Below are 23624 nucleotides of genomic sequence, written 5' to 3'. Positions count from 1 at the left end.
CCTCATTCCTTTCAAGAAACTTTCAGTCTCGAAATTTTTTCTAAAACATCGATATGTTCGTTAACAACGTCTGTCCAATTGCGTTTGGACAGCGCTTCATAAACTTCCTTTTGAACATCGAGCAACTCATCACGATTCAGGATACCCCAACGAATTCGCTCAGCGATATCCTTCCAATCATAGGGATCGAAAAAGGTCAATTTTTGTAGATCAGAGCCTACCAACACTTCTTCCGTAACAGGGATACGAGCCATGACAACGGGTGTTGCGACAGACAGTGCCTCACTAAAGGTAAATGGGCATCCCCCTTCGCTCATACTCGGATTCACAGCCAGATCCGCTAACTTGTAACACGCTGCCAACTCTTGAACGGTCAATCCGTGCACGCAAAGAACGTCATTCTCTAGGTAATTATCCCGAATAAATTCCTTGACCTCCGGAAAACCATCAGCATGGCCCGTCAGTATCAGCTTATGGCGAATAAAATCATTACGAACAAGGTATTTGTACGCCTTTAACAACGAAATTACATTTTTATTCGGCCGAAACTGGCTAGCATAGAAAATAAACTTCGTATCAGCGTTGGAAAATGTCGATGAATATGAAAAATTAGACGACTTTTTCATCACCCGCTTGAAAAGGGTTTTGCAATAGTTGTTAGAGGTGATTTCCACATCGGAAAAGCCATTGACGGTCACCCAACTACTTAAATCATTAGGCGCATGATAAACCACTGAAATATTCGAAGGTTTTACAGCATACCTTTCGACGAGGGTATTCCATTTAACACTTTCACTATAAGTGACAAAATGCTCACCCCCATGAATTGCCGCCTCAACTCTTTCATAGACTTGCAGGAACCGCTCACCCCCTACGTTTGAAAATCCGATAGGAAAATCTGAAAGTACTACATCGGGCACACACATCAAGCGTGGAGCTTGAATTTTGTTAAATTCCGGCCAGAAAGCTGTTGGACAATACCAAGCTTTTACATCCGCCATTTTATCAATAAGCTGCTGCATGCGATCAGACTCGACTTGCTCCAAACCACGATACAAACGAAGTACAAATGCATCTTCTTTAGGAGCACCGATAGCTGCTCGCAGGCGGTTAACTTTCCACATTACCGGTCTCAAAACACGGCGTGCGAGAGCTTTTAACTTTAATACAAGAGCATATAGTGGAACGAGAATAAGCAACGGACTCAATAAAATAAACAACAAGAACAGAGCCGCCGCTTCGCTCCCAAGTCGAAACACCCCACTATAAGAATCGAGAGAAATCAAACGATTCTCGAAATGACGCGTCAGCTTTATTTTCCAAGTCAAAAGCTTTTTCGCAAACCGTTGCCTGATAGTCAGACCTTTGATTTTTCTTTTTCTGGCAGTATAAGCCTCGTAAATCTGCAAGATCATAGGCGACTTTGGTGGAGAGATAAGTTCAAACAGGTCCTGTTGAACCCCTTCACTCAGAAAAAGGTCTTGAAGTGCTTGTTTTGACCAGCTCGGGCAAACCAAAACAAACTTTACGTCGTCCCGCCCAGCCGCGCCGTTAAGAAATGCAGCAAGGTACCGACCAAGACCTTCATTTCGGAGATTCACTCCTGGAGCGTATGCCAGGTAGATTCCGAACTTTTTCATAAGCACTCCCTTACGACCTGCCAATAGGCACTCGCTAATTTATCTATACTTTGCTCGCCCAGCACTTCACCAGACGGCAAAAAATTGCGACGCTCTAAATGTGCAAGTTCCATTTCTTTAAGCTGACTTGCCATATGCTTTGGTTGGTCTGATTTCATCCAACTTAAATTCAAAGAGAACTGTTGATCGATTTCCCTCATGGCAGGGTAGTCACTGCTCAACGAAGGAACACCCAGACCGGCAGCTTCAATCACGCTAAAAGTACCATTATCTATCGCACCCGCATGCCACAAAAAAGCGGCGCTGGCTAACATACTCTGATAATTTTGATCGGCCAGTTCACCTACAAGCTTGATGTTCCTCTTCAACAACCTACTTTGCCCGAGCAAATCAGCTAAAGGCTTAAGATGCTGCGAGGAACTGTTGAACAATTCCTTGGTATTGACACCTGTAATTTTGCACTGCAGTGTGCCGTCCAGCTCTTCATAATAAAATTTCAATGCTTTCAGAGCATTAACATGATTTTTGTGGATCGCAGTATTGGTTGTCCAGATGAAATATTTGGCAGTTTCTGCATACCCACCTTTCAAGTTGGAAAAATCGGGTGCAATCATCGGTAATTTGAAAACTTTACCAGCTGCAATACCCGCATAATTCAGAGCATCCTGCTTAGTGAATTCCGTTGTCACCAAAATTTTAGAAGCTGACCTCGCGGCATCCAAATATGGTTGATCCGCACCGAACGGAAGTATCGGTACATATCGCTGGAGATAATCATAGATCATAAGTACCGACGGTCGCATTGGTAGTAATGGCGCCTCCAGACGATCGGATACCACGAGCCAAACATCGCAGTCTTGAAGATGATTTATGCCGTCATCGACAACCATATATCGGTTGCTTTTAGGTTCCCAGCCTTCGTGTCCGGAATAACGCATAGCCCTACGAGCCGTTGCTGCATCCAGTGACTTCCAGTTAAATGGGCGTATTTTGATCTCATCTAAAAGATCTGTAAATTCTTCGGCAGGATAGCTCTCGGGCTTATCCAGATGGAGAAAGACGATATCGGTGGGCTCTCCCGCCTGACGACTTCCTCGATATAAAGCATTCGCTAATAGTTTTGCGCCTCGAAGGCTCCCGCCTCTATACTCAACCGGAACAATGACTGCAATTTGCTTACGTCGAACAGGACGATTGATATTATCCTTTTTTACCGATTCAAGCTCTTCAAGTACTTTTTTAAATCCGTTCTGCCAGGCCTCCTCACAGTTTTTTGCTTTCATAGGCTCAAGCAAAATCATTTGTGATTCGCGAATATTTTTTATAAGCCTTTGGTCGCCACTCATAAGTTGCTCTGCCTTAGCTCTCGCCTCCGCAACTGTTTTGCAACGACCAGGTAAACCTATCCCTCCCATTTTATCAAGCATCCCCCCTGCCATAAATAACAAGGGCATGCCCGCGCGAATTGCCTCGAATGGATGATAATGAATATGATTAGGTTCAGTAGAATGATAAAACATCACTCTATGCTGTCTCATATTATATTCATGTTCTTCACCGGACACGAAACCGAGAACATTCTCATCAGAAACAGCAACAGGCTGCGCTCCACCTATCGTATAGCCGATACCCGAAAAATCACGCACGAAGTTTTTATAGATAGTTTCGAAATAGGGGGATGTACCGATTCGAGGACAAACGAAAAGAATCTTCCTAAGTCCGCCCTCCCAGAGTTCAGGAGTAGCATCCCCCTTCAAACCTACGGGAAGAAAACAATCTCGGCTGGCTAAAAAGTTCTGCTCGGAGTCTTTCAGATGCGCATAGCCAGCTCCAAACCAAAAACGCGAGCCGATAGATTTTATATTACGAACCAGTCCCTCACCGGCCTCCTCATAAATCAATTGCGAATAAGAATAGCCTTTCGACAGGCCAAAAACCCGAAGTATAATGGCACCTTTAAAATGTCGCACAGAACTATGAATCTGAAGTGGAAAGAACCCAATGATTGCAACATCAAAGTGGAGGTTAGCGATTTGCCAGGCCTCCTCACTTGGACTGGAATACCAATCCTGCGCATTAAGAATATCCAATTCCGACTTCGGTATCGTTAAACCGGCATCAAAACTAGAGTCAACATTCGCTGAAAGATTCCCTTCATCATAAGGAAAGCTTTTGGGCATGAATATTTCATTCACCCCCAACGCTTTCAGCTGGTCAACTTCGAATTTTCGTAATGTTGTATGGTTTAGCAACCAAAGGACTCTTAGCGTCTTCAAAGTTATTCCAGTCCATTTATAGCTTTATATTCAGCAACTGCCTCATCACACGGCCCATCAAAAACCATGTCACCATGATGAAAAACCAGTCCTCGATTGCATATCGAACGTAATGCGCCGAAATCGTGTGTTGCCAAAACCAGAATTTCCGCTTGTTCAATAAGGCTTGTAATACGCTCCTTGGCCTTGGCCATGAAATTCGCATCACCTGCACCGATCACCTCATCAAGGAGCAGAATATCTCCACCCACCGTGGTAGAGATCGCGAAAGCCAACCTGACCTGCATGCCCGCAGAATAGGTTTTTATCGGGTAGTCTATGAATTCACCCAGTCCTGCGAAATCAACGATTTCGTCTGCCTTTTCACGCATAAATCGGGGGGAAAGGCCCAACAACAATCCGCGGTACAGGATATTTTCTCTGCCCGTCGCGTCAGGCTCAAAGCCGAGACTCAAATCAAATAATGAACGAACCTGGCCCTCGACCTTCAGAAGACCACTCGAAACCGGATAAAGCCCGGCGACGGTCTTCAGAAAGGTACTTTTGCCTGCTCCGTTGTGCCCGAGCAACCCGACGCGCTCACCGCTTTTAATTTCAACACTGATATTTTTCAGTGCATGGATATCTGCAACACTTGAGTTGTTTTTCTCTCTGCTAAACACGTTAGCAATAAGAGACTTTAATGAACGCTCTTTATAGGCAACCGACGCATAATGAAGGTTAACGTTCTCAAGCAAGATTCGGTTATTTTTCATAGGTAAAAAATCACTTTCCGTTCAGCCTTGCTGCCGATAATGATAGCTAATGCGCCAAAGAAAATCGCAGTACCAATACTGAACGCGTAGTTTTGCCACGTTGGCCACTCGCCTTGCAGTAACGGAGCGCGTATCAACTGCAACAGGTGATATATCGGATTGTAATCGACCAAAGCATGAAGCCCGCCATTCTTGAACATCTTGGCTTCGAAATATACCGGAGAGATGAACCATAACGACTGCATCACCAACCCAAGCGCATGCGGGATGTCACGAAACCGAGTACTAACATAAGACAATAATGTAGACACAGGCCAAGCGATGAGCGCGAGAATGGGAAATATGGTAAAAGAGGCCAACCAACTCCAACCAATATTTTGCGGGAGAACTATGGCGACCCAGCCATACAACGAGATACTGGCGAGCATCAGAACAATGGCACTGCCGACAACGGTTCTGAGCGTGTATATTGCCAACGGATGGTTACACTGCTTGATATACGCATCCGCCTGAACAAATGACAATGACCCTGCAACTGTATTGGCGGAAATATATTCCCAAACTATGATCCCGGAGAGAATATATGGTGCGTAGGTAACAATATCTGTATTAAAAAGCTTACTGAACACTAACGTCAGCAGCAAGGTCAAGCCAAGCGGTTGAATAATAGACCAGGTCATCCCAAAAAAAGATCGCCTCCACCTTGATCTAAGATCAGCGAGAGAAAGGTGAATCCAGAAGTACCGGGCAGCCCATACACGCGAAAAATAGGAAAACATCACTTCACCTGAGTAAATATATTAAATTCAAAAATTCAGTTTGAACTTGATTTCTGAATTTCACTTGGCAATCGGGGCTGGATTCCCAACCCCGATTTCCCGCATTTTAGTCGGCGAAATAGCTTCGAATTTCATCCGCTACCTGCTGCACCTGATCGCGGCTCAGGGTCGGATAACTCGGAAGGTTCATTCCTCGCGAGCTAAGGTTCTGCGCTACCGCAAAGGTTTCCTCAGTTTTGCAGTGCGGCATGTTATGAGCAGGAGCGAAAAGAGGGCGTGTCTCAATGCCCTTGTTCTTCAAATGATCCCGCAGTGCTTGACGCTGACTCGGATCATCCAACAGTACTGAACACATCCAGTAGGAGTGACGGGTACCTGGCTGCTCTGCATGCATCTGCAGCGGAAGCCCTTCGAGCGCTTCGCGATACCAATCCGCAACCTGCCGCTTAAGAGTGATGATTTCGTCTGCACGCTCTAGTTGGGCAAGGCCAATGGCTGCGCAGATGTTGGTCATCCGATAGTTGAAGGCCAACTCGTCATGCCAGTACTCGCGAGTTTTGGACACACCTTGACTTTTAAGATGGCAAGCTCTCTCGTGAATATCCTTGTTCTTGGACACTACCATTCCACCTTCGCCGGTGGTAATAGTCTTGTTTCCGAAGAAGCTGAACGTAGCGACATCACCAAAAGTCCCTACATGCTGATCTTTATACAGAGAGCCGAAAGCTTCTGCACAGTCTTCGATCAGCAGCAGATTATGCTCTTTGCACAGAGCAACGACCTCATCCATGTCACATGCCAGACCGTACAAATGCACGACCATGACGGCTTTGGTTTTAGAAGTAATGCGGCTTCGGATGTCAGGGACGCTGACGTTCCATGTATCCGCCAGAGATTCAGCGTAAACGACGCTGGCCCCGGTTTGCATGATGGTGTTGACCGACGCCACATAAGTGAGCGTTGGAACAATCACCTCGTCACCAGGACCAAGCCCCAAAGCCGCCATTGCCAAGTGCAGGGCAACAGTGCCATTGCTCACCGTGGTCGCATGTTCGGCACCAATGTATCGGGCAAATTCGTTTTCAAAGCGGGAGATAAATTCTCCGCGGGAGGAAATCCAGGTCGAATCAAGACACTGGTTTACATATTCCTTTTCGCGTCCGCCCAGAAAGGGCTGATATACCGGTATCATCCCAGCCCCCTTATTCCTGACCCTTGAAATATTTAAAGCCGTGTTCAGCGACCAGCTTGTCGCGTTTGGCTTCACTTAGATCTTCACGCATCATTTCCTCTACCAGCTCAGCGAAGGTAGTACGTGGAACCCAGCCCAATTTTTCTTTGGCTTTGCTTGGGTCACCCAAGAGTGTCTCAACTTCGGCCGGACGGAAATAACGTGGGTCGACGGCAACGATGCACTTGTTGGTTGCGACGTCGTAACCTTTCTCGTCTACGCCCTGGCCTTCCCAGCGAATCTTGATATCGATTTCATTCGCTGCAACTTCAACAAATTCCCGAACGGAATGCTGTTCACCGGTCGCGATCACAAAGTCGTCGGGCGTTTCTTGCTGGAGCATAAGCCATTGCATTTCCACGTAATCACGGGCATGACCCCAGTCACGCAGGGCATCCATGTTACCGAGATACAGGCAGTCTTGCAGGCCGACCTTGATACGTGCCAAGGCGCGTGTGATCTTACGAGTTACGAAGGTTTCGCCGCGGATCGGAGATTCGTGATTAAAGAGAATACCGTTGCAAGCATACATGCCATAAGACTCACGATAGTTCACGGTGATCCAATAGGCGTACATCTTGGCGACGGCATATGGAGAGCGGGGATAGAAAGGCGTGGTTTCTTTCTGGGGAATTTCCTGCACCAGACCATAAAGTTCAGAGGTGGATGCCTGATAGAACTTGGTCTTCTTTTCAAGACCGGCGATTCGGATGGCTTCAAGGATGCGCAGTGTACCCATGGCATCAGTATCAGCAGTATATTCAGGTGATTCGAACGAAACAGCTACGTGGCTTTGCGCCCCGAGATTGTAAACTTCATCTGGCTGTACTTCTTGCACGATGCGAATCAAGCTGCTCGAATCGGTCAGGTCGCCGTAATGCAAATTCAGATCATAGCCTTTCTTATGCGGGTCATGGTAAAGATGATCAATACGGTGAGTATTGAACAACGAAGCACGGCGCTTGATACCGTGTACCGAATAACCTTTCTTAAGCAGGAACTCAGCAAGGTAAGCACCATCTTGACCAGTAATACCCGTAATCAACGCTACTTTCTTGTCGCTCATTTTTTCACCAATTTAAATTAATCAATCGAACAGTATTTCTCTATCAGAGAGCCAACTTATTGCTGACCCTCACCTTCCTTGTGGAAGTGAGAATCGTTTTATCATTCCATATATCTACTGTTCAGCAGCTCCTCGATTTCTTTGACTTTCAACGCCACAAGCGCTGGATCGCCTCTGCTTTCCACATTCAACCTCAACAGAGGTTCTGTGTTCGAACCTCGGAGATTAAATCGCCAGTCGGGAAACTCCAGACCGACGCCATCGGTTTGATCAAGATGAGGCCCTTGAGGCAAATAATGTGCGAGAACCTCCTCTAGCGCCGCAGATACATCATCGACTCGATAATTGATTTCACCGCTGCACGGATAGGCGGCAACGCGCTCATCAACAAGCTGGGCTAGGTTTTTTCCCGACGCAGACATCAATGCGGTTACCAACAGCCAAGGGATCATGCCGCTGTCACAATAGAAGAAATCCCGGAAGTAATGGTGCGCGCTCATCTCACCGCCGTAGATTGCATCCTCCATCCGCATGCGCTCTTTTATGAAGGCATGGCCGGTCTTGCATTGTACTGAAACGCCGCCCGCCAATCGAACCTGATCGATCGTGTTCCAGGTCAACCTCGGGTCATGGATAATCTTCGAGCCGGGGTGTTTCTTGAGCAGCATTTCTGCCAGCAGACCAACCAGGTAATAGCCCTCGATGAAGCGCCCTTCCTGGTCGAAAAAAAAGCATCGATCGAAGTCACCATCCCACGCAACCCCCAAATCACAGCCGTTTTCCAACAACGCTTGGCGTGTCAGCGTACGGTTTTCCGGAAGAAGGGGATTGGGTACACCGTTGGGGAAATGACCGTTTGGCTCGGCGTTGATGATCACCCATTCGAATGGCAATTTTTTGACCAATTCCTGAAGCACGGGGCCGGCAGCGCCATTGCCGGGATCAGCAAGTATTTTCAACGGGCTGAAATCCGCCACATTTACATAACTTAAAAGATGTTCGACGTAGGCTGTCTTATCCAGTTCGAAACGCACTTCGCCCGGAGTTGCAGCCAGGGGGCCCAAATCGCCACTTTCCACACGGGAACGTATGGCATTGAGTCCTGTATCGCCGCTGATCGGTCGAGATTCAGACTTTACAAGCTTCATCCCGTTATAACCCTTGGGATTGTGGCTGGCAGTGATCATCACTCCGCCATCCGCCTTGAACGCGCTGGTTGCAAAGTAGACTTCTTCAGTTCCGCACAACCCGATATCGATGACGTTCGCGCCCGCCTCCAACAGTCCACGCGTCATCGCCTCTGCCAGCATTGGGCTTTCGAGCCGCATATCACGCCCCAGCACGATGCTTTGGCCTTGCAGCTCGATAACCATCGCCCGGCCTATTCGGTAAGCCACATCGGCATTGAGGTCAGATGGCACCTGGCCACGAATGTCATAGGCTTTAAAACACTGGGTATTGATGGGGATATTCATACCGCTCTCTTGCTGAGGTATGTGGAGGCGAGGCCCATTTAACGGCTACGCATGCTCGCCACGATGAAAATGAATCAGAACCAGGCCGAATGCAGAAAAGCCCGGCCGATGGAAACCTCACCGACCTGAATTCCCTATACCGAAATACTGTTAATTATCGACGCGGCCGTAATTATCTTCGAAACGAACGATATCGTCCTCGCCAAGATAGTCACCACTTTGCACCTCAATCATCACCAGGTCTATGACGCCCGGGTTCATCAAACGGTGCTGATGACCAGCACGAATGAACGTGGACTCGTTGGTATTCAACATCAACTCCTGCTGGTCATTGATGACCTTGGCCATCCCGCTGACAACGATCCAGTGTTCACTTCTGTGATGGTGCATCTGCAAGGACAACGACGCCTTGGGTTTCACCACAATGCGTTTGATTTTAAAGCGCTCGCCGTTTTCCAGGGTTGTGTAGGTCCCCCATGGGCGATGAACGGTACGATGGAGCAAATGAACCGTGTGGCTGGCCGCCTTGAGCTGATTGACGATATGTTTTACATCTTGGGCATGATCTTTATGGGCGATCATCACCGCGTCCGGGGTATCGATGACCAGCAAATCTTCAACTCCCACCAGCGCAGTCAGTCGATCTTCACTGTTCACGTAGTTATTGCGGGAATTGTGGGACAACACCTCGCCTTCAAAACGGTTGCCATTTTCATCAGGCTCGGTCAGCTCACTGACAGCGTTCCAGGAACCGATGTCACTCCAACCGATATCACAAGGAATGGTCGCTACTTTGGAGGAGCGCTCCATCAATGCGTAATCGATGGAGATGTCCGGAACCTCTGCGAATGCATCAGCGTCGAGTGCCAGGCAACGATATTTCTCGGAGGTAGTGAGACGCGAACTTTCAATGGTTTTGCTGACAGCTGCCAATACGTCAGGGGCATGCTGAAGAAGCTCTTCCAGCACAGAGCCAACCCGGAAGCAGAACATCCCGGAGTTCCAATAGTAGTTGCCTGCGCTGACGTAGCCTTCAGCAGTTTCAAGGTTGGGCTTTTCGACGAAGCGCGCAACCTTCAGGCCACCTTTCAAAGGTGCATTTTTCTGCGCTTCAATGTACCCAAATCCTGTTTCAGGATAAGTCGGCTGAATACCGAAGGTTACCAGCCAGCCTTCGGCGGCAAGCACTACCGCATTGGCTACTGCCGCAGCGAATGCTGTTTCGTCTTTTATCAGGTGGTCTGCCGCCAGCACCAGCATTTGGGCATCGGGGCCATGAGTGGCTTCCAGTTGAAGCGCTGCGGCAGCAACGGCGGCAGCCGTGTTGCGTCCGAAAGGCTCAAGAATGAAACCCTGCGACTGTTTGAGCGTGCTGACCGCACCATACTCATCTTCAGTCTTGAACAGGAGTTCGCGGTTGGTCACCGTCAGAACTTCCACTACGCCTTCCAGACGCGAAGCACGAAGGAAAGTTTTCTGGATTAGATTCTGACCACCTGGCAGCTCCATGAACGGCTTTGGATGGGCTTCACGAGAGACGGGCCACAACCGGCTGCCCACTCCGCCAGACAAAATTACGGGAATCAGTTCCATGCTCTCAATCCTTAGCCCCCTATCCAGTGGATAATTCCAGAAACGGGTTCAGTTATATTTCCGGTCATTTATGCGTCCTGACTGACGCAAATACTTGCCCTAAGCCGCAAGAAAAAAACAGCCGCTCGGCCTAAATCCAAATCCATACGCAACACCCGGATCCTTGCCGATCAACGATTGGGGCAGGGCTTCTTTTATGAGGCGTACCCAATGAGGCGAAGCTGCCCGCCCACAACCGCGAGCCGCAAGAACCGGTAAGATTGCTGGTCATTCTACAGCTTGTGTCTGGACATTAATAACTCCCTCCCGGCGGAAGGCACAAAAAACGTCTTTAAAATTGAAAGCATTCGAACAAGATCGATATCAAACCAACATCAACCCGGCTCAGCGCAACCACATTCCAATCTCTAAGAGTAATGGCTACTGCGCCAACAATCTCAGCCCTCGCGCACTGCGGAATCCAGAAGCTTCTCCAGGTACTGCCCATAGCCGGTTTTTTTCAAGCGCTCGGCTTGAGCACGCAGTTTCGCCATGTCAATCCAGCCATTACTGTATGCAATCTCCTCAAGGCAGGCGACCTTCAAGCCTTGGCGCTTTTCGATGGTATGCACGAAGTGACTGGCCTCTAGCAGCGAATCATGCGTACCGGTATCAAGCCATGCGAAGCCGCGGCCGAGCATTTCGACCTTAAGGGATTTTTGCTCGAGATAGGCCAGATTGACATCGGTAATTTCGAGCTCGCCGCGCGCGGACGGCTTGATCTTCTTGGCAATTTCGACAACCTGATTATCGTAGAAATAGAGACCTGTCACAGCGTAGCTGGACTTGGGCACTATCGGCTTTTCCTCGATACTCAATGCAGATCCATTAGCGTCAAACTCAACCACACCAAAGCGCTCGGGATCAGAAACGTGATACCCGAAGATCGTGGCACCATGCTCTCGCAGACAGGCGGAACGCAAATTGTCCGAGAAGTGCTGACCGTAGAAAATATTGTCTCCCAGGATCAGACAGCAAGGATCATCACCAATAAACTCCTCACCGATAATGAAAGCCTGAGCCAGCCCGTCCGGGCTCGGCTGCTCGGCATAACACAGCTTGATGCCATATTGGCTACCGTCACCCAACAGCTTTTGGAAGCACGGCAAATCTTCAGGCGTGGAAATAATCAGAATTTCGCGCATCCCCGCCAACATCAGCACAGACAAGGGATAGAAGATCATCGGCTTGTCGTAGATCGGCAGCATCTGCTTGGACACGCCGAGGGTCAGCGGGTGCAAACGAGTACCCGAACCGCCAGCGAGAATGATGCCTTTACGATTTATCGTGGTCATTTATTGAGAATTTCCGTAAGCATTCGGGTTACACCACTGCGCCAATCCGGCAGGTGCAAAGAAAAATTGTCGCGCAGCTTTTCTGTATTCAACCGGGAGTTCAGTGGGCGACAGGCTGGCGTTGGATAGGCAGACGTCTCGATCGCATTGATACTCTTCACACAGAGGTCTTCCCCAAGGGCTTTGGCGAAGTCGATCACGTGAGTTGCATATCCATGCCAAGAGACCTCGCCTGCGGCCGCCAGGTGATAAAGACCTGACAACTCAGGACGCAGGAAAACCTGTCGTAGGGTCAAGGCACTGATGTCCGCAATCAGGTCTGCACCGGTTGGCGCACCCATCTGATCAGCGATGACACTCAGACTTTCGCGCTCTTTTGCCAGACGCAACATGGTTTTGGCGAAATTATTGCCACGAGCGCCATACACCCAGCTTGTGCGAAAGATAAGATGCTTGCAGCCGGATTCGATGATCAATCGCTCTCCCGCAAGCTTGCTGGCACCGTAGTGATTCACCGGAGCCACGGCGTCACTCTCCCGCCATGGTGCAGATCCATGCCCATCGAAAACATAGTCTGTCGAGTAATGAACCAGCCACCCGCCAAGCGCTTTCACCTCTTGCGCCAATACTCCAACAGCATGGGCGTTTACAAGATCCGCCAGCTCAGTCTCGGCCTCGGCCTTGTCGACTGCGGTGCAAGCAGCCCCATTGACAACGATATCTGGCCTGATTGCGCGGAGAGTTGCCCGTAACCCATCAATATTGCTCAGGTCACCGCACAGGCCATCGGTTACTTGACGATCCAGTGCCACCAACTCACCGAGGGGCGCAAGAGATCGCTGCAACTCCCAACCGACCTGGCCGTTTCTTCCCAGAAGAAGGATTTTCATGCCTTGCCCGTACGATCTGCGTAGTTTTGATCAATCCACTGCTGATAGCTGCCGCTCTTCACATGCGCGACCCATTCAGTATTGTTCAGGTACCACTCCACGGTTTTGCGGATACCGCTATCAAACGTCTCTTCCGGCGACCAACCGAGCTCTTGCTGTATCTTGCTTGCATCAATCGCGTAGCGCTGATCATGACCGGGGCGGTCCTGCACGTAAGTGATCAGACTCGCATGGGGGCGATGAGGCGAAGCCGGGCGCAACTCATCAAGCAGCGCGCAGAGAGCATGCACTACTTCGATATTTTGTTTCTCGTTGTGGCCACCAATGTTGTAAGTCTCGCCAATGACGCCATCGCTAACGACTTTGTAGAGCGCGCGGGCGTGATCCTCGACGTAAAGCCAGTCACGGACCTGATCACCTTTGCCATACACAGGCAGAGGCTTGCCCTCCAGTGCATTGAGGATGATCAGCGGAATCAGCTTTTCGGGGAAATGGCACGGACCATAGTTGTTCGAACAATTGGTAACCAGGGTCGGCAGACCATAGGTGCGAGACCACGCGCGAACCAGGTGATCGGAGCTAGCCTTGCTGGCAGAGTAAGGCGAACTTGGCTGGTAGGGGGTGGTTTCGGTAAACAGATCTTCAGGCCCTTCCAGATCGCCGTACACTTCATCAGTAGAGATATGATGAAAGCGAAAAACGGCTTTACGACCTTGCTCCAGGCCGCTCCAGTAATGACGCGCTGATTCCAGAAGCGTGTAGGTGCCAATGATGTTGGTCTGGATGAATTCCGACGGACCCGAAATGGAGCGGTCAACGTGCGACTCTGCCGCCAAATGCATGATCGCGTCAGGCTGGTGCTCACGCAGAACTCGATCCATCTGACCGCGATCACAAATGTCTACGCGCTCAAATGCATAGCGCGAGCTCTGACTCACACCAGCCAGAGACTCCAGATTGCCGGCATAGGTCAGCTTATCGACGTTAACGACAGAATCGCCGGTATTGGAAATGATGTGACGGATAACTGCTGAGCCGATAAACCCGGCGCCGCCGGTTACTAGAATTTTCACGCGGTACCATGCCTTTGAGCTGCTGACAGCGATTCGGGAGCGCTGTCCAATCCACGAATGCAAAAGCTACCAATCGTAGCTTTTATCAAATTCAGTCTGAATGGATGTGAAAACCTCACAACCAAAAGAGGATCGCATTTTACAGCTTCATAGGCGTTTTACTATTGGATATAGCTAAGCCTGGAAGCAAGCATATGAGGCTTTCACTCTGTCAAATGCTTGCGCGCAGCTCTGTTTCTACTCGCGACTCTCGATGAGCGCCCCAAAAACCAGCCTAACACCGGCCCGATCAGCATCCCGACAAGCAAAGCCAAAACCACGATCAACGAAATCGGCAACTGAGGGCCAGACAAACCCAGAAACAATAACGAAACCGACTGCTGATTCTCGAGAACAAACGCCAGAATCACCAAAATCAGTAAAAGAATAAAAACGCCAAGAAGTATGCGCTTGAGGTTACGCATCAGCACCCCCTTGAAAAATAGCGAAGATCAAACCCCCTCCTCCTCTTCCTCATTCACCCGATCACGCAGCTCTTTACCTGGCTTGAAATGCGGAACGAATTTGCCGTCAAGGCTGACCGACTGGCCGGTTTTTGGATTGCGGCCTACGCGCGGGGCACGATAGTGCAATGAGAAGCTGCCAAACCCACGGATCTCTATACGATCACCGGTCGCCAGACATTGGGACATTTGTTCAAGCATGGTCTTGATGGCCAGCTCCACATCCTTGGATGAGAGTAGCCCTTGATGGGTGACAATTCGTTCGATCAACTCCGACTTCGTCATATTTTTCCCTTCTTTTTCAAGCAGCTAGATCAGCGCTTGAAAGGTTTTAGCACGCCCGGAAGATTTTGAACAGCCCAGGGATTGACATATCTTCCTCGGCGCCGAAACGCCCGTTTTCAGGGCATCAAACCCGCAAACACGCTCTACCGGCATATCACCAGCATCGTCCGGGTGACGTAGCCTGCCGGGTTGAAGCCAAAAGGAAACTCCTCCTCATCCCTGGCATCGTCAGATCGCGTGATCACCTTGTATCCAGCCCCCTTGCACTCCTTCGCCGCACGCCGCTGACACTTGTCCCAGCCAGAGCCCAATCCGGAGCAGTCTATCTCTATGCCACTGACACCGCGCACCGCATGGGTCTTGGCGCTGGTGGTACAGCCCGCTAGAACCACAGCAGCCAAGAGGACGATAAACTTGTTCATTCACTTCCTTATGTCAGGCGAAGCCCGACGACTACACGCTTAAGACCTAGCTTAGTCGTGAATAGGCGATTGATCCGATTAAAGAAACAGACCATCAGGGAAATGATTTGGTTTCACCCACAAGCACACTCATAAAACAGGACGGCAAAAATCGGTAAATCGCAGGCACAAAAAAGGGCGACCGAAGTCGCCCTTTTTCATGATCAAGCAGAACTTAGTTCTGTTTGGCCATTGCTTGCTTCAGCAGAGCAGCCATAGTGGTATCGGCTGGAGCTTCCTGAACGGAGTTCAGGCTCTGGATAGCTTCTTTCTCTTCAGCATCGTCTTTCGATTTGATCGACAGCTGAATTACACGGCTCTTACGATCAACGCTGATGATCTTGGCTTCTACTTGCTGGCCTTCTTTCAGAACGTTGCGCGCGTCTTCAACGCGGTCACGGCTGATTTCGGAGGCTTTCAGAGTCGCTTCGATATCGTCGGCCAGAACGATGATGGCGCCTTTGGCGTCAACTTCTTTCACGGTGCCAGTAACGATTGCGCCTTTGTCGTTAACCGAGACGTACTCGGAGAACGGATCGCTTTCCAGTTGCTTGATGCCCAGGGAGATGCGCTCGCGCTCTGGGTCAACCGACAGGATAACGGTGTCCAGCTCGTCGCCCTTCTTGAAACGACGTACGGCTTCTTCGCCCACTTCGTTCCAGGAGATGTCGGACAGGTGAACCAGACCGTCGATGCCGCCGTCCAGACCAATGAAGATACCGAAATCGGTGATCGACTTGATGGTGCCGGAGATCTTGTCGCCCTTGTTGAACTGGCCAGAGAAGTCTTCCCACGGGTTCGACTTGCACTGCTTGATGCCCAGGGAGATACGACGACGCTCTTCGTCGATGTCCAGAACCATGACTTCCACTTCGTCGCCGACTTGTACGACTTTCGAAGGGTGGATGTTCTTGTTGGTCCAGTCCATTTCCGAAACGTGTACCAGACCTTCAACGCCTTCTTCCAGCTCAGCGAAGCAGCCGTAGTCAGTCAGGTTGGTTACACGAGCGGTAACGCGAGTGCTTTCTGGGTAACGGGCTTTGATAGCAACCCATGGATCTTCGCCCAGTTGCTTCAGGCCCAGGGAAACACGGTTGCGTTCGCGATCGTATTTCAGAACCTTAACGTCGATTTCGTCACCAACGTTGACGATCTCGGAAGGATGCTTGATGCGCTTCCAGGCCATGTCGGTGATGTGCAGCAGGCCGTCCACGCCACCCAGATCGACGAATGCGCCGTAATCGGTGAGGTTTTTGACGATACCTTTGACTTGCTGGCCTTCCTGCAGGGATTCCAGCAGAGCTTCACGCTCGGCGGAGTTCTCGGCTTCCAGGACGCTGCGACGGGAAACGACAACGTTGTTGCGCTTCTGGTCCAGCTTGATGACCTTGAATTCCAGCTCTTTGCCTTCCAGGTGCGTGGTGTCGCGCACTGGACGGACGTCAACCAGGGAACCTGGCAGGAACGCACGGATGCCGTTAACGTCGACAGTGAAGCCGCCTTTAACCTTACCGTTGATAACGCCCTTGACCACTTCCTCAGCTGCGAAGGCTGCTTCCAGAACGATCCAGCATTCAGCGCGCTTGGCTTTTTCACGGGACAGCTTGGTTTCACCGAAACCGTCTTCAACCGAGTCCAGCGCAACGTGAACTTCGTCACCGACATTGATAGTCAGATCGCCAGCGTCGTTGTAGAACTGCTCAAGCGGGATGAGTGCTTCAGACTTCAGGCCAGCGTGAACGGTTACCCAGCGAGCTTGGTAATCGATATCAACGATAACACCGGTGATGATGGAGCCTGCCTGAAGGTTCAGGGTTTTTAGGCTTTCTTCAAAGAGTTCCGCAAAGCTTTCGCTCATTTTAATTCCTGTAAATGAGGGCGAAGGATACGCCCATCTCCACACCCCAGACGGTGTGGGTTAGTTTCATATAGAAGAAGCGCCGCAGGACTATGACTGGTCCCCTGCAACCTTCTTGGTCACCCGGCGATATCGCGAATGGCGATCTCGCTCATGATGCGTTCAAGCACCTGATCGATGGACAACTCCGTGGAATCCAGCTGTATCGCGTCGGCCGCCGGTTTGAGCGGGGCCACTGCGCGCTGGGTATCACGCTCGTCGCGTGCACGGATCTCATCTAGCAGACTCGACAGACTAACACCCTCGACTTTGCCCTTCAACTGCAAATATCGACGGCGCGCCCTCTCCTCGGCACTGGCGGTCAGGAAAATCTTCAGCGGTGCATCGGGAAACACCACCGTCCCCATGTCGCGACCATCGGCCACCAGGCCCGGCGCTTCCTGGAAAGCACGCTGGCGCTGCAGCAGCGCCTCGCGTACGGCGGGCAATGCAGCCACTTGCGAAGCGCCGGAACCGACGCTTTCGGTGCGAATGACATCGCTGACTTCATCACCTTCCAGAATGATTCGCTGCAACTGACCTTCGGTCGCCGCAATGAACTGCACATCCAGATGAGCGGCGAGTTTCTTCAGCAGCTCTTCATTGGTCAGATCAACGCCATGGTTATGCGCGGCAAAGGCGAGCAAACGGTAAAGCGCACCGGAATCCAGCAGGTTCCAGCCCAGACGCTTGGCCAGAATCCCGGCTACGGTGCCTTTGCCCGAGCCGCTTGGCCCATCAATGGTGATGACCGGTGCAATGTTTTTCACGACTGAGCCTCTTGTGCCACACGAATGCCGACCTGCCCGCACAATGCGAGGAAGTTGGGGAACGACGTCGCGACGTTGGCGCAATCATGGATGCGGATCGGTGCGGTGGCACGCAGGGAGGCCACACTGAAAGCCATTGCGATACGGTGATCGCCGTGACCATGCACTTCGCCGCCGCCGATCTGGCCGCCGTCGATGATGATGCCGTCCGGAGTCGGCTGGCATTTGACGCCCAGCGCCAACAGGCCGTCCGCCATCACTTGAATACGATCCGATTCCTTGACCCGCAGCTCTTCAGCGCCGGTCAGCACGGTGCGCCCTTCAGCACAGGCTGCAGCCACGAACAGCACCGGGAACTCGTCGATCGCCAACGGGACCAACTCTTCCGGAATCTCGATACCTTTAAGCTTAGCTGCCCGCACGCGCAGGTCAGCCACAGGCTCGCCGCCGACTTCACGCTGGTTTTCCAGAGTGATGTCCGCACCCATCAGACGCAGGATGTCGATAACACCGGTACGAGTCGGGTTGATGCCGACGTGCTCAAGTACCAGCTCCGAACCTTCGGCGATCGACGCTGCCACCAGGAAGAACGCCGACGACGAGATGTCACCCGGCACTTCAATGTGGGTCGCAGTCAACTTGCCACCGGACTCGACCGAAGCCGTCGCACCTTCAACGCTGACCGGGTAGCCGAAACCACGCAGCATGCGCTCGGTGTGATCGCGAGTCGGAGCCGGCTCGGTCACAGTGGTCTTGCCTTCCGCGTACAGGCCGGCGAGCAGCAGGCAGGATTTCACCTGAGCGCTGGCCATCGGCATGGTGTAGGTCAGCCCCTTGAGCTTGTGACCACCGCGAATGGTCATCGGCGGACGACCTTCGGCAGCGGTTTCGATCACGGCGCCCATTTCACGCAGTGGATTGGCCACGCGATTCATCGGACGCTTGGACAGCGACGCATCGCCGGTCAGGGTGCTGTCGAAGTCCTGCGCAGCCAGCAGGCCGGACAGCAGGCGCATCGACGTACCGGAGTTGCCCAGATAGATCGGGCCCGGCGCCGGTTTCAAGCCATGCAGGCCGACACCGTGAATGGTCACGCGACCATGGTGCGGGCCTTCGATGACCACACCCATGTCGCGGAAAGCCTGCAAGGTCGCCAGGGCGTCTTCGCCCTCGAGGAAACCTTCCACTTCAGTCACGCCTTCAGCCAAGGAGCCGAGCATGATCGAGCGGTGGGAAATCGATTTGTCACCCGGTACGCGAATCCGACCGGAAAGGCGGCCACCAGGTTGAGCCAGGAAGATCAGATCGTTGGAATTCATAGCGTCCACATAGGCCCTGCGGGCCAGGATTTTACTGAAATGCTCGCGGGCAACCCGGGCGCGCGTGAAGACGCCCAACAATTGGTGCCCATCCCCTGCATCGACCGCGTCGCGCAAGGCGTCGAGGTCGCTGCGAAATGTATCGAGTGTGCGCAGGACAGCCTCGCGATTGGCGAGGAAGATGTCGTGCCACATCACCGGGTCGCTTCCGGCGATTCTTGTGAAATCGCGGAAACCGCCCGCAGCGTAACGGAAGATCTCAAGATTTTCATTGCGCTTGGCCAACGAGTCGACCAGACCGAAGGCCAGCAGGTGCGGCAGATGACTGGTCGCAGCCAACACTTCATCGTGACGCTCGACCTGCATGTGCTCGACGTCAGCGCCCAATTCGCGCCACAAGCGATCGACCACCGCCAGCGCCGCCGGATCGGTTTGCTCAAGCGGTGTCAGGATCACCTTGTGCCGACGGAACAGTTCAGCGTTGGAAGCTTCCACCCCGCTCTGCTCGGAACCGGCAATCGGATGCCCCGGCACGAAACGCGCCGGCATGCCGCCGAACGCCTCGGTCGCCGCACGCACCACATTGCCCTTGGCACTGCCGACATCAGTCAAAATCGCCGCGCCCAGATCAACGCTCGCCAGACGGGCCAGCACTTTTTCCATGGCCAGGATCGGCACCGCCAGCTGAATCACGTCGGCGCCCTGACACGCGGCAATCAGATCGTCCTCGCAACGATCCACCACCCCCAGCTCGACCGCCAGCTTGCGCGATTGCGGGTCGAGATCGACCCCGACCACTTCGCGACACACGCCGCTTTCACGCAAGCCTTTGGCAAACGAACCACCGATCAACCCCAGACCGACCACCACAAGGCGCCCGATCATAGGTGCAGCAGATTGCAGTGCAGTGACATCACCCACGAGCCAGAACCTTGCGCAGCGCTTCGAGGAAGCGGCTGTTTTCCTCTGGCAGACCAATGGTCACCCGCAGGTGGTTCGGCATGCCGTAGTTGGCCACTGGACGCACGATCACGCCTTCGCGCAGCAGTCCCTGGAACACCGGGGCAGCGACCTGAGCGAGATCGACGCAGATGAAGTTGCCTTTGGATTCGATCCAGCCCAGACCCAGCTCACGGAAACCGGCTTGCAGTTGCTGCATGCCCGACTCGTTGAGCTGACGGCTTTGCGCCAGATACTCATCGTCCTTCAATGCTGCACAGGCTGCCGCGAGGGCGAGGCTGTTGACGTTGAACGGCTGGCGAACGCGGTTCAGCACGTCAGCGACCACCGGAGTCGACAGACCGTAGCCAACGCGCAGTGCCGCCAGACCGTAGGCTTTGGAGAAGGTGCGCGAAACCAGCAGATTCGGATACGCGGCAAGGAAGTCCAGACCGTCCGGCAAATCACTGCCTTCGGCGTACTCGATGTAAGCCTCGTCCAGCACCACCAGAACGTGCTCCGGCACATCCTGCAGGAACTCGTCCAGCGCTTCGGCGCCGAACCAGGTACCGGTCGGGTTGTTCGGGTTGGCGATGAATACCACGCGAGTGTTGGCGTCGATGGCCGCGAGCATGGCCGGCAGGTCATGCCCCCAATCCTTGGCCGGAACCACTTTGGCCTGAGCGCCAACGGCCTGAGTCGCAATCGGATAGACAGCAAACGCATGCTCACTGAACACTGCGTTCAGGCCCGGCGCCAGATAGGCGCGCGCCACCAGCTCGAGAATGTCGTTGGAACCGTTACCCAGAGTGACCTGGCTCAGCTCGACGCGGCACTGCTCGGCCAACAGGGATTTCAGCGCAAAACCGTTGCCGTCCGGATAACGGGTCAGCTCGGCCAGCTCTTCGCGGATCGCCGCCAGCGCTTTCGGACTGGCGCCCAGCGGGTTTTCGTTGCTCGCCAGTTTGACGATTTTCGCCGGATCCAGATCCAGCTCGCGGGCCAGCTCATCCACAGGCTTGCCCGGAACATAAGGCGAAAGTTGTTGCACGCCCGGCTGTGCCAGAGCGAGGAAGTTGCCACTCATTTGCTACCGCCCTTAGAGAACTGCTTTCGGGTAGGAACCCAGCACTTTGAGTGCTACTGCTTCCTGACTGATCTTTTCCAGCACACCCTTGATCAACGGATCACGGTGGTGGCCGACGAAGTCGATGAAGAACACGTAGGTCCATTTGCCGCTGCGCGACGGACGGGTTTCGATCCGGGTCAGGTCGATGCCGTTGTCATGGAACGGCACCAGCAGCTCGTGGAGCGCGCCGGGCTTGTTGCTCATCGAGACGATGATCGAAGTCTTGTCGTCGCCGGTCGGTGGCACTTCCTGGTTACCGATCATCAGGAAGCGCGTCGAGTTGTCCGGACGGTCTTCGATCTTCTCGGCCAGACGCGTCAGGCCATACAGCCCTGCCGCCATGTCGCCGGCAATCGCCGCCGAGTTCCACTCGCCCTTGACCCGCTTCGCCGCTTCGGCGTTGCTGGACACCGCCACGCGCTCGACATTCGGGTAGTGCGCGTCCAGCCACTTGCGGCACTGGGCCAGCGACTGCGCGTGGGAGTAGATGCGACTGATGCTGTCGGTCTTGGTGTTTTCACCAACCAACAAGTGATGGTGAATGCGCAGCTCGACTTCGCCGCAGATCACCATGTCGTGTTCGAGGAAGCTGTCCAGCGTGTGGTTGACCGCGCCCTCGGTGGAGTTCTCCACCGGCACCACGCCAAAATTCACCGCACCTGCTGCCACCTCACGGAACACTTCGTCGATCGCCGCCATCGGCTTGCTGATCACCGCGTGACCGAAGTGTTTCATGGCCGCCGCCTGGGTGAAGGTGCCCTCAGGCCCCAGATAAGCCACTTTCAGCGGCTGCTCCAGCGCCAGGCACGAGGACATGATTTCGCGGAACAACCGCGCCATCTCTTCGTTGCCCAGCGGCCCCTGATTGCGCTCCATCACCCGCTTGAGCACCTGAGCTTCACGCTCGGGACGATAGAACACCGGCACTTCGCCTTCGGCCAGCGAGGCCATCTTTACTCGCGCGACTTCCTGGGCGCAACGCGCACGCTCACTGATCAGCTCGAGGACCTTGGTGTCCAGAGCGTCGATGCGAACGCGCAGTGCCTTGAGTTCTTGCTCGGACATCAGCCGTGTTCCTTCTCGAATTCAGCCATGTACGCCACCAGCGCATTGACGGCGTTGATGTCGACGGCGTTGTAGATGGAGGCGCGCATGCCGCCCACGGAGCGGTGGCCCTTGAGGTTGAGCAGACCACGCGCGTCGGCACCGGCCAGGAACGGCTTGTCCAGACGGTCGTCAGCCAGACGGAACGGCACGTTCATCCACGAGCGGTCGGACTTGTTGATCGGGTTGCTGTAGAGGCCGCTGGCGTCGATGAAATCGTACAGCGTGCGCTGCTTGACGTCGTTGAGTTTGGCGATGGCTTCGACACCGCCCTGCTCTTTCAGCCACTGGAACACCAGGCCGGACAGGTACCAGGCCAGGGTCGGCGGGGTGTTGTACATCGAGCCGTTATCGGCCGCGACCTTGTAGTCGAGCATGGTCGGGCACAGCGAACGGGCCTTGCCCAGCAGATCTTCGCGGATGATGTTGACGACGATGCCGCTCGGGCCGATGTTCTTCTGCGCGCCGGCGTAGATCATGCCGAAACGCGAGATATCGACCGGACGCGAGAGAATGTCCGAAGACATGTCAGCCACCAGCGGCACGTCGCCGGTTTCCGGGATCCACTGAAACTCCAGACCGCCGATGGTTTCATTCGGCGCGTAGTGAACGTAAGCGGCATCTTTCGAAAGCTTCCACTCGTTCTGGCCCGGGATGGCGAAATAGTCGTAAGGCTTGGCGGTAGCGGCAACGTTGACGTGACCGTAGCGCGAGGCTTCTTCGATGGCTTTCTGCGACCAGATACCGGTGTCGATGTAGTCGGCAGAGCCGCCTTCAGGCAACAGGTTCAGTGGAATCTGCGCGAATTGCTGGCTGGCGCCACCTTGCAGAAACAGCACTTTATAGTTCGACGGGATATTCAGCAGGTCACGCAAATCCTGCTCGGCCTGGGTGGCGATGGACACGAACTCATCGCTGCGATGGCTCATTTCCATGACCGACAAACCCTTGCCGTGCCAATCAAGGAGTTCACCCTGGGCACGCTGCAGGACAGCTTCAGGAAGCGCCGCAGGACCGGCGCAGAAGTTATAGGCTCGCTTGCTCACATCCAATCTCGCTCTGATTTGGGTATCACAATAAATCTGCAGATGAAAACGGCTCTGCG

20 protein-coding genes are annotated in these 23624 nt (G+C 53.0%); all 20 read right to left on the bottom strand.

Features of this window, described 5'->3' with window-relative positions:
• Positions 1-11: 11 nt before the first annotated feature.
• The 20 genes from PseuLF5_RS15845 to serC all read right to left on the bottom strand — a co-directional run bounded on the left by PseuLF5_RS15845 (position 12) and on the right by serC (position 23565).
• Entirely contained in the window at positions 12-1640 is a 1629-nt protein-coding gene (locus PseuLF5_RS15845) for a glycosyltransferase (protein ID WP_340133975.1), read from the bottom strand.
• Entirely contained in the window at positions 1637-3916 is a 2280-nt protein-coding gene (locus PseuLF5_RS15840) for a glycosytransferase (protein WP_340133974.1), read from the bottom strand. Before PseuLF5_RS15840 ends, PseuLF5_RS15845 begins: the two co-directional genes overlap by 4 nt.
• A gap of 2 nt (positions 3917-3918) precedes the next feature.
• Complete coding sequence (locus PseuLF5_RS15835) at positions 3919-4671, bottom strand: ABC transporter ATP-binding protein (RefSeq protein ID WP_340133972.1); 753 nt, start codon at positions 4669-4671, stop codon at positions 3919-3921.
• On the bottom strand, positions 4668-5450 hold the full coding sequence (locus PseuLF5_RS15830) for an ABC transporter permease (RefSeq protein WP_125926367.1): 783 nt from the start codon (positions 5448-5450) through the stop codon (positions 4668-4670). Before PseuLF5_RS15830 ends, PseuLF5_RS15835 begins: the two co-directional genes overlap by 4 nt.
• 106 nt (positions 5451-5556) lie before the next feature.
• On the bottom strand, positions 5557-6642 hold the full coding sequence (locus PseuLF5_RS15825; protein ID WP_340133971.1) for a DegT/DnrJ/EryC1/StrS family aminotransferase: 1086 nt from the start codon (positions 6640-6642) through the stop codon (positions 5557-5559).
• A gap of 10 nt (positions 6643-6652) precedes the next feature.
• Positions 6653-7747 carry a GDP-mannose 4,6-dehydratase gene (gene gmd / locus PseuLF5_RS15820; protein ID WP_340133970.1) on the bottom strand — a complete coding sequence of 365 codons (1095 nt, stop codon included), beginning with the start codon at positions 7745-7747 and terminating at the stop codon, positions 6653-6655.
• A gap of 101 nt (positions 7748-7848) precedes the next feature.
• Positions 7849-9222: a phosphomannomutase gene (locus PseuLF5_RS15815; protein WP_340133969.1), complete on the bottom strand. Its 1374-nt coding sequence runs from the start codon at positions 9220-9222 to the stop codon at positions 7849-7851.
• A gap of 150 nt (positions 9223-9372) precedes the next feature.
• Positions 9373-10815 carry a mannose-1-phosphate guanylyltransferase/mannose-6-phosphate isomerase gene (locus PseuLF5_RS15810; protein WP_340133968.1) on the bottom strand — a complete coding sequence of 481 codons (1443 nt, stop codon included), beginning with the start codon at positions 10813-10815 and terminating at the stop codon, positions 9373-9375.
• Positions 10816-11252: 437 nt separating this feature from the next.
• Entirely contained in the window at positions 11253-12149 is an 897-nt protein-coding gene (gene rfbA, locus PseuLF5_RS15805) for a glucose-1-phosphate thymidylyltransferase RfbA (RefSeq protein WP_340133967.1), read from the bottom strand.
• Positions 12146-13039, bottom strand: a complete 894-nt coding sequence (gene rfbD, locus PseuLF5_RS15800) for a dTDP-4-dehydrorhamnose reductase (RefSeq protein WP_340133966.1) — start codon at positions 13037-13039, stop codon at positions 12146-12148. The genes rfbA and rfbD overlap by 4 nt, the downstream gene beginning before the upstream one ends.
• Positions 13036-14112, bottom strand: a complete 1077-nt coding sequence (gene rfbB / locus PseuLF5_RS15795; RefSeq protein ID WP_340133965.1) for a dTDP-glucose 4,6-dehydratase — start codon at positions 14110-14112, stop codon at positions 13036-13038. Before rfbB ends, rfbD begins: the two co-directional genes overlap by 4 nt.
• Positions 14113-14315: 203 nt before the next feature.
• The gene (locus PseuLF5_RS15790; RefSeq protein WP_095125174.1) at positions 14316-14576 is read right to left on the bottom strand and encodes a lipopolysaccharide assembly protein LapA domain-containing protein; all 261 of its coding nucleotides are present in this window, start codon (positions 14574-14576) and stop codon (positions 14316-14318) included.
• Positions 14577-14603: 27 nt separating this feature from the next.
• Complete coding sequence (gene ihfB / locus PseuLF5_RS15785) at positions 14604-14900, bottom strand: integration host factor subunit beta (protein ID WP_003189779.1); 297 nt, start codon at positions 14898-14900, stop codon at positions 14604-14606.
• A gap of 143 nt (positions 14901-15043) precedes the next feature.
• A complete protein-coding gene (locus tag PseuLF5_RS15780) occupies positions 15044-15322 on the bottom strand; it encodes a hypothetical protein (RefSeq protein WP_123466655.1) in 279 nt (92 codons plus the stop codon).
• Positions 15323-15536: 214 nt separating this feature from the next.
• A complete protein-coding gene (gene rpsA / locus PseuLF5_RS15775; RefSeq protein ID WP_025113090.1) occupies positions 15537-17219 on the bottom strand; it encodes a 30S ribosomal protein S1 in 1683 nt (560 codons plus the stop codon).
• A gap of 119 nt (positions 17220-17338) precedes the next feature.
• Complete coding sequence (cmk, locus tag PseuLF5_RS15770) at positions 17339-18028, bottom strand: (d)CMP kinase (protein WP_064391442.1); 690 nt, start codon at positions 18026-18028, stop codon at positions 17339-17341.
• Positions 18025-20232, bottom strand: a complete 2208-nt coding sequence (locus PseuLF5_RS15765) for a bifunctional prephenate dehydrogenase/3-phosphoshikimate 1-carboxyvinyltransferase (protein WP_264082482.1) — start codon at positions 20230-20232, stop codon at positions 18025-18027. Before PseuLF5_RS15765 ends, cmk begins: the two co-directional genes overlap by 4 nt.
• Before the next feature lie 28 nt (positions 20233-20260).
• Complete coding sequence (gene hisC / locus PseuLF5_RS15760) at positions 20261-21373, bottom strand: histidinol-phosphate transaminase (RefSeq protein ID WP_340133961.1); 1113 nt, start codon at positions 21371-21373, stop codon at positions 20261-20263.
• Between the two features lie 12 nt (positions 21374-21385).
• Positions 21386-22480: a prephenate dehydratase gene (gene pheA, locus PseuLF5_RS15755; RefSeq protein WP_016770924.1), complete on the bottom strand. Its 1095-nt coding sequence runs from the start codon at positions 22478-22480 to the stop codon at positions 21386-21388.
• A complete protein-coding gene (serC, locus tag PseuLF5_RS15750; RefSeq protein WP_222018724.1) occupies positions 22480-23565 on the bottom strand; it encodes a 3-phosphoserine/phosphohydroxythreonine transaminase in 1086 nt (361 codons plus the stop codon). The genes pheA and serC overlap by 1 nt, the downstream gene beginning before the upstream one ends.
• Positions 23566-23624: the final 59 nt, after the last annotated feature.

Origin of the sequence: Pseudomonas sp. LF-5 (assembly GCF_037626295.1) — a bacterium.
GTDB lineage: Bacteria > Pseudomonadota > Gammaproteobacteria > Pseudomonadales > Pseudomonadaceae > Aquipseudomonas > Aquipseudomonas monsensis.
This window is presented reverse-complemented; position numbering and strand designations above follow the sequence as displayed.

Bases quoted from the DNA above. Each gene is read 5' to 3' on its own strand.
- PseuLF5_RS15845 (WP_340133975.1), bottom strand. From the start codon at position 1,640: ATGAAAAAGTTCGGAATCTACCTGGCATACGCTCCAGGAGTGAATCTC.
- PseuLF5_RS15835 (WP_340133972.1), bottom strand. From the start codon at position 4,671: ATGAAAAATAACCGAATCTTGCTTGAGAACGTTAACCTTCATTATGCG.
- PseuLF5_RS15830 (WP_125926367.1), bottom strand. From the start codon at position 5,450: ATGTTTTCCTATTTTTCGCGTGTATGGGCTGCCCGGTACTTCTGGATT.
- PseuLF5_RS15825 (WP_340133971.1), bottom strand. From the start codon at position 6,642: ATGATACCGGTATATCAGCCCTTTCTGGGCGGACGCGAAAAGGAATAT.
- gmd (WP_340133970.1), bottom strand. From the start codon at position 7,747: ATGAGCGACAAGAAAGTAGCGTTGATTACGGGTATTACTGGTCAAGAT.
- PseuLF5_RS15815 (WP_340133969.1), bottom strand. From the start codon at position 9,222: ATGAATATCCCCATCAATACCCAGTGTTTTAAAGCCTATGACATTCGT.
- PseuLF5_RS15810 (WP_340133968.1), bottom strand. From the start codon at position 10,815: ATGGAACTGATTCCCGTAATTTTGTCTGGCGGAGTGGGCAGCCGGTTG.
- rfbA (WP_340133967.1), bottom strand. From the start codon at position 12,149: ATGACCACGATAAATCGTAAAGGCATCATTCTCGCTGGCGGTTCGGGT.
- rfbD (WP_340133966.1), bottom strand. From the start codon at position 13,039: ATGAAAATCCTTCTTCTGGGAAGAAACGGCCAGGTCGGTTGGGAGTTG.
- PseuLF5_RS15790 (WP_095125174.1), bottom strand. From the start codon at position 14,576: ATGCGTAACCTCAAGCGCATACTTCTTGGCGTTTTTATTCTTTTACTG.
- ihfB (WP_003189779.1), bottom strand. From the start codon at position 14,900: ATGACGAAGTCGGAGTTGATCGAACGAATTGTCACCCATCAAGGGCTA.
- PseuLF5_RS15780 (WP_123466655.1), bottom strand. From the start codon at position 15,322: ATGAACAAGTTTATCGTCCTCTTGGCTGCTGTGGTTCTAGCGGGCTGT.
- rpsA (WP_025113090.1), bottom strand. From the start codon at position 17,219: ATGAGCGAAAGCTTTGCGGAACTCTTTGAAGAAAGCCTAAAAACCCTG.
- PseuLF5_RS15765 (WP_264082482.1), bottom strand. From the start codon at position 20,232: ATGATCGGGCGCCTTGTGGTGGTCGGTCTGGGGTTGATCGGTGGTTCG.
- hisC (WP_340133961.1), bottom strand. From the start codon at position 21,373: ATGAGTGGCAACTTCCTCGCTCTGGCACAGCCGGGCGTGCAACAACTT.
- pheA (WP_016770924.1), bottom strand. From the start codon at position 22,480: ATGTCCGAGCAAGAACTCAAGGCACTGCGCGTTCGCATCGACGCTCTG.